This is a genomic window from Curtobacterium sp. MCBD17_013, assembly GCF_003234565.1.
Lineage (GTDB): Bacteria > Actinomycetota > Actinomycetes > Actinomycetales > Microbacteriaceae > Curtobacterium.
On the sequence record NZ_QKTU01000016.1, the window covers coordinates 51979 to 58287 of the forward strand.

7 protein-coding genes are annotated in these 6309 nt (G+C 73.2%); 3 read left to right on the top strand and 4 right to left on the bottom strand.

What is annotated here, in order from left to right; translation table 11 throughout:
- Window positions 1-342 carry a hypothetical protein gene (locus tag DEI81_RS13870; RefSeq protein WP_111011322.1) on the bottom strand — a complete coding sequence of 114 codons (342 nt, stop codon included), beginning with the start codon at window positions 340-342 and terminating at the stop codon, window positions 1-3.
- Between the two features lie 175 nt (window positions 343-517).
- Window positions 518-688, bottom strand: coding sequence for a hypothetical protein (locus tag DEI81_RS16300; RefSeq protein ID WP_181434603.1), 171 nt, complete (start codon window positions 686-688; stop codon window positions 518-520).
- 300 nt (window positions 689-988) lie between these two features.
- Here DEI81_RS16300 and DEI81_RS13875 point away from each other — a divergent pair, with 300 nt between their 5' ends.
- The 3 genes from DEI81_RS13875 to DEI81_RS13885 are packed head-to-tail and all read left to right on the top strand — an operon-like array spanning window position 989 to window position 4550.
- A complete protein-coding gene (locus DEI81_RS13875; RefSeq protein WP_111011323.1) occupies window positions 989-1711 on the top strand; it encodes a TetR/AcrR family transcriptional regulator in 723 nt (240 codons plus the stop codon).
- A complete protein-coding gene (locus DEI81_RS13880) occupies window positions 1708-2445 on the top strand; it encodes a hypothetical protein (protein ID WP_111011324.1) in 738 nt (245 codons plus the stop codon). Before DEI81_RS13875 ends, DEI81_RS13880 begins: the two co-directional genes overlap by 4 nt.
- Window positions 2442-4550: a YhgE/Pip domain-containing protein gene (locus DEI81_RS13885; RefSeq protein ID WP_111011325.1), complete on the top strand. Its 2109-nt coding sequence runs from the start codon at window positions 2442-2444 to the stop codon at window positions 4548-4550. The genes DEI81_RS13880 and DEI81_RS13885 overlap by 4 nt, the downstream gene beginning before the upstream one ends.
- A 60-nt stretch (window positions 4551-4610) precedes the next feature.
- Here DEI81_RS13885 and DEI81_RS13890 read toward each other — a convergent pair whose 3' ends face one another.
- Together DEI81_RS13890 and DEI81_RS13895 are read right to left on the bottom strand one after the other, a co-directional pair.
- Window positions 4611-5417: an NAD(P)-dependent oxidoreductase gene (locus DEI81_RS13890; RefSeq protein ID WP_111011326.1), complete on the bottom strand. Its 807-nt coding sequence runs from the start codon at window positions 5415-5417 to the stop codon at window positions 4611-4613.
- A gap of 235 nt (window positions 5418-5652) precedes the next feature.
- On the bottom strand, window positions 5653-6309 hold a 657-nt coding region (locus DEI81_RS13895), incomplete at its 5' end, for a TrmH family RNA methyltransferase (RefSeq protein ID WP_111011327.1).

The following is a 6309-nucleotide window of genomic DNA, read 5'->3' on the forward strand; positions in this document are numbered from 1 at the left end:
TCAGTCGCCCTCGGGGTGCGGGACGCCAGCGCGGAAGTCCGGTGTGCCGTCGGCGTGGACCGGCGTCGCGCCCGACAGCTTCCGGGCACCCTCACGGAGTCGCTCGACGAACGCGGGGTCCTCGGGCTCGAGCTCGTCGTCCGGGGCGTCGTCGACGACGATCTCGCTGGCGGGTCCGATGAGCAGCGTCGCGTACGCGACCGATCCGTGGTCGTCGAAGGTCGGGACGTGCACGGTGTCCGTACCACCGGCCGCGCCGAGGGCCGCGGCGTACTCGATCACGGCGTCGGCGATCTCGCTCCCCGTCATGACCGAGGTGCTGTCGTAGTGGATGTACTTCATCGCTCCTCCTGCATCCTGCCGACCAGTGAAACACCGGCTCTCGGAGCGCGTTCACGTCCTGTCCAGGGAACGAGACGAACGCGCGTCCCGGCCGGGTCCCGGGACGACAACGGCACCCGCTCCGGTCAGGAGGGGTGCCGCCGTGGGCCGAGCGCGGGACGGACCCGCGGGGCGCTCAGGCCTGGAAGAAGTCCGCGTAGCTCGGGTCGAGCGGACGGCGCAGCTTCGACGTGCCCGAGACGCGGGCCTCGACCATGGCGGCGAGGGCGTCCGGGGGCGTCAGGCCACGGCGGCGCCACTCGATGGGGTTCTGGCGCAGGCTGGCGAGGGTCTCACGGTCGAGCATTGATGGCCTCCTGGTCGAGGAAGAGTTGGCGCATGTCGATGGGTTGCGTCGGGGGGAACGCGTCGGCCGCGTGGGGCCCCTCGGGATTGCGCCGGTTCGTCATGGGTCGAGCATGGCATCGAAACACTAGGCCGCCTAACTACTTGTCCACCTTGCGCATCCTTTGTGTCGGAGCATCCCCTAGACGCGGGCCATCGCCTCCGGAGGGCCGCAGAACGAACTCCGAGCCGGGCCGCCCAGCCGATCGTGATCCACCACCTCGATGTTGCACAGTGCTGTGCACGTTCGTAGGCTGATCCCATGCCCTCGAGGAGTCCGCGACGCGACGCAGCCGAGAACCGGGCCGCACTCGTCGACGCCGCCCGCACGGTCCTCCAGGCCGACCCCGACGGTTCGATCGAGACCATCGCCGCGGCGGCGGGCCTGTCGCGCCGCGCGGTCTACGGACACTTCCCCACGCGTGACGACCTGGTCGACGAGGTCGTCACGGGCGGCGCGCGCCGGATCCTCGGCACGATGCCCGCGGCGGCCGAGCTCGCACCGCTCCTGCCCGACGTCCGCATCGCGACCATCGCCGCCGCGCTCTGGGCCGAGGTGGCCGACGTCCGCTCCCTGGCCCGGATCGCCCTGCACGGGCCCTCGGTCGACCGCATCGCGTCGGTGTTCGCCCCGCTCCGCGCCGCCGTGCTCGACGCCTGCGCCGACGGCGTCCGGGCCGGGCTCTTCCGCGACGACGTGCCCGTCGAGTCGCTCGCGCGCCTGGTCGAGGGCGCCTGCATCGCCGTGCTCGACGAGGCCACACGCGCCGGCACGAGTCCCGCCGACGGGCACCGCATGGTCGTCGTGTCCGCACTCGGCATGGCAGGGCTGGACTGGAGGTCCTCCCTCCATGTCCTCGAGACCGTCCCGCCGCGGACACCCACCGTCGCAGCCGCAGCCGCACCCGCACCCGCACCCGCAGCCGCACCCGCACCCGCATCCGCATCCGCATCCAGACCCGTCACCCCGGAGCCGCCCGCATGATCCTCGAACTCGACGCCCTCGCGATCGGCAGCGGGCCCGGCGCCCCGCTGCCCCCGGTGTCCGCCGTCGCCGAACCCGGTCGCCCGGGGCTCGTCGCCGTCGAGACCGAGCAGACCCCCGTCGTGGCGTCGCTCGTCGCCGGCGGCCGGATGCAGCCCGACGCCGGCCGCCTGCTCGTCGACGGTGTCGAGGACCCGGCCCGCGTCCGCCGGACGGTCGCCCTCGTCGACACACCGACCGTCGCCGAGCCCTTCGCCGTCATGACCGTGCGCCGCATCGTCCGCGAGGAACTCGCCTTCGCCGGACGCCACACCGGCCGCGACGCCGTCACGACCGTGCTCGACGAACTCCACCTGACCGAGTGGGCCGACACCCCGATCGAACGCGTCCCGACCGCGCCGCGCATCCGCCTGCTCGTCGAGCTCGCACTGCTGCGCGACGGCGTCGAGGGGCTCGTCGTGACCACCCCCGAGCGCCACGGCGGGTCCGTGGCGGACTGGTTCGCGGTCCTCCAGAACGTCGCCGACCGCGGCATCGCCGTCCTCGTCATCGCCTCGGCGGCGGCCGTCGAGACCATCACCGCCATCATGCAGCGGAGCCAGCCACGAGCGGGAGGCACGGCGCACGACGGACGCGCACCGTCCCTCCCGGCCGCATCGCCAGCCGCACCCGCACCCGCACCCGCACCCGCACCCGCACCCGCAGCGTCCACCCAGGGGAGCACCCGCTCGTGACCACACCCGCACTCGTCCGCGCCGAACTCGGCCGGCTCACCGCGACCCCCCTCGCCCGCGTCGCGTTCATCGCGCTCATGATCGTGCCGCTGCTGTACGGCGGGCTGTACCTGTGGGCGAACCAGAACCCGTACGCCAAGCTCGACCACGTCCCCGCCGCGCTCGTCGTCAACGACACCGGGGCGACCGTCGACGGCCACCACGTCGACTACGGCGAGCAGGTGGCGAAGCAGACCGTCCGCGACGGCTCGTTCGACTGGACCGTCACGTCGGCGTCGGCCGCCAGCTCCGGCATCAAGTCCGGCCGCTACGACTTCGTGGTCACGATCCCCGCGGCGTTCTCCCAGGACCTCGCGAGCGCCTCGGACAGCGACCCGCAGCGCGCCGAGCTCGTCATGACGACGAGCGACGCCAACTCGTACCTCGCGTCGACGATCGCGGAGCAGGCCGGCAAGACCATGCGCACCTCGGTGTCCGAGCAGGTCGGCAAGCGAGCCGCCAAGACCCTGCTCGTCGGGCTCGCGGACATCCGGACGAACCTGCTGCCGGCCGTCCGGGGCAGCGGGTCACTCGCGTCCGGTCTCGGGACCGCCGAGTCGGGCGCCCAGCAGCTCGCGGCGGGGACGGGGAAGCTCTCCTCCGGGGCGTCGCAGCTCGCGTCGGGCACCGCCGACCTGCCGGCGCAGACCGCCGCGCTCGCCTCGGGCGCGTCGCGGGTGGCCTCCGGCTCGGCCTCGGTCGCGTCGGGCGCCGCGTCCCTGGACGCCGGGCTCGACCAGCTCCGGTCCCAGACGGCCTCGCTGCCGTCGTCGACGCAGCAGCTCGCGACCGGTGCCGCACGGGTCGCCGCCGGCAACCAGCAGCTCGCCGCCACGTTCGACCCCGTGTTGAACGGCGTGGCCGCGCTGTCGCCCACCACCCTGCTGACGCAGATCCAGGCCGCCCTGCCCGCCGACGCCGCCCTGACACCCGCGCAGCAGGCCGCGATCGCCGCCGCGCTGCAGAACTCCACGCTGCAGCAGCAGATCACCGGCCTGCAGCAGCAGAGCGCCACGCTCCGTACCCAGCTCGACCAGCTCGCCTCCGGGTCCGCCCAGGTGTCGTCCGGCGCGGCCTCGCTCGCCACCGCGACCCCCACGCTGACGAACGGCATCGCCCGGCTCGACGACGGCGCCGGCACGCTGTCCTCCGGGTCCGCCCAGGTCTCCAGCGGCGCCGCGGCCGTGTCCTCCGGGGCATCGGCCCTGGCGAAGGGCGCCACGACCCTGTCCTCGGGCGCGTCGTCCCTCGCCGCCGGGGCAGCCACGGCCGATGCCGGCGCGACGTCCCTGGCGTCCGGACTCGACACCCTGCACGCCGGAGCAGTCGAGCTGCACACGTCGCTCAAGTCCGGTCGGAACGACATCCCCGCATCGAACGCCTCGACCCGGAACGCGCAGGCGTCCGTCATCTCGGACCCGGTGCGCGTCGCCGACCAGGACATCGCCAACGCCGGGACGTACGGCGCGGGGCTCGCCCCGTTCTTCATCTCGCTCGCGGCGTGGATCGGCATGTACGCGCTGTTCCTGATCCTGCGGCCGATCTCCCGCCGCGCGATCACCGCCGTCCGGAAGCCCCTGCCGATCACGCTCGGCGCCTGGCTCACCCCGGCGCTGCTCGGCCTCGTGCAGATGCTCGCGCTGTTCGCGATCGTGCGGTTCGCGCTGGGGTTCGGCGTGGAGCACGTCGCGGGCACGATCGCCGTGATGGTCCTCGCGTCGGTCACCTTCGCCGCGATCATCATGATGCTCAACGTGCTGCTCGGGTCCGTCGGGCAGTTCCTCGGGCTCGTGCTCATGCTCATTCAACTCGTCACCGCGGGCGGGACCTTCCCGTGGCAGACGCTGCCCGCGCCGCTCGCCGCACTGCACTTCGCCCTGCCGATGAGCTACTCGGTCGACGCGATCCGGCAGCTCATGTACGGCGGCTCGGTGTCCGCTGCGTGGTCGGACTCGGGCGTGCTCGCCTGCTGGCTGCTCGGGGCACTGGTGGTCACCGCGCTCGTGGCCGGGCGGCAGAGTCGGTTCCGGACGCTGCGGGACCTGCGGCCGAGCCTGATCGGGTAGGCCGGGGCTCCGAGCGACGGGGGCCTCGGGTCAGGGGGCCTCGGGTCAGGGGGACTCGGGTCAGGGGGCCGGCTCGCCCAGGGGCTGCGTCGCCATGCTCCCCCCGAGCCACCGCATCTCCTCGTCGGGCATCGCGGCGAACTCCTCGTCCGACAGCACCGCGGCCGCGTCGTCGACCGGGCGGAACCCGATCCGCTCCCCCGCCGTCAGGTCGACCTGCGAGCCGCTGTTCCGGGAGGTCGCCCACACCACGTGGTGCCCCGGCTCGGTCAACCCGACGGTCACCTCGACGAGGCGCGCGAGGTCGTCCGCCGACGTCCACACCCATCGCGCCCGTCGGGAGTGCGGACGCTCGGGCGCGAACGCCGCGATCCGGGCCGAGACGATCGACATCTCGAAACGGTCGACGAACAGGCTCCCGAGGAGTTCCATCACGGCCTTCGACACCCCGTAGTACGAGTCCGGGCGGGGCAGCCGGTCGCCGGGGACACTGCTCGGGGCGTCGTGCTCCTCGGCGACGAACCCGACGGCGTGGATCGAGCTCGCGAGCAGCACGCGGAGCACCCCGTTCGCCGCGGCGACCTCGAGCACGTCCTTGGTCCCGGTCATGTTCGTCTCGACGATGTCGTCCCAGGTGGCCTCGGTCGGGATGCCCGCGAGGTGCACGACCGTGTCGACGCCGATCATCGCGGTCTCGAGCGCGGCGCGGTCGTGGAGTTCCCTCGGCACGAAGCGCTCCCCGTCGCCCACCGGTGGGTCGGGCTCGCGCGCGTCGAACAGCACGAGGGAGTGTCCGGCCGCCAGGAGCCTCGGGCGCAGCGCCGACCCGATGCGTCCCGCGGCCCCGGTGATGAGCAGCGTCGCCATGCGTCGACACTACGGCCGGGAGGCCCACCACGGCCCAGGCGAGCATGCGCCGTTCGTCGCCGGGTGCTGTCGCCGACGCCGCTGCACCCTCCCCCGGTGTCGAACCGCGGACGGGACGTTGAACCGGGTACGGGACGTTGAACCGGGTACGGGACGTTGAACCGGGTACGGGACGTTGAACCGGGGCATTCAGCGGTGCGACGTGCATTCGCGCGGTGCAACCCCGCGCCGCGGGTCAGCCCGCCGGTCGACGCCCGGCGGCCGGCAACACCCCGTGCTGCACGATCCACGCGTGCATGACGATCGCCGCCGCGGCCGAGGCGTTGATGCTCCGGGTCGACCCGAACTGCGTGATCTCGAGGGACCGGCCCGCGCCGGCGAGGGCCTCAGGCGAGAGCCCCGGCCCCTCCTGCCCGAACAGGAACACGCACCGCTCCGGCACGGCCGCGGTCTCGATCGGCTCGGCGCCGGGCAGGTTGTCGATCGCGACGACCGGTCGCCCCTCGTCACGCATCGCCGCGAGGAACGTCGCCACGTCGGGATGGTGCACCACGTGCTGGTACCGGTCGGTCACCATCGCCCCGCGTCGGTTCCAGCGCCGCCGTCCGATGATGTGCACCCTGCCGGCGAGGAACGCGTTCGCACTCCGCACGATCGACCCGATGTTGAGGTCGTGCTGCCAGTTCTCGATCGCCACGTCGAACCCGTGCCGACGGATGTCGAGGTGGGCGACGATCGCCTCCATCCGCCAGTACCGGTAGGCGTCGACGACGTTGCGGGTGTCACCGTGCTGCAGCAGTTCGGGGTCGAGCCGTGGGTCGTCGGGCCACGGTCGGGGGTGGGGCCCGACCCCGTGGGTGGTGTGCTCGTGTGACGGCGGGAGGACGGGGGC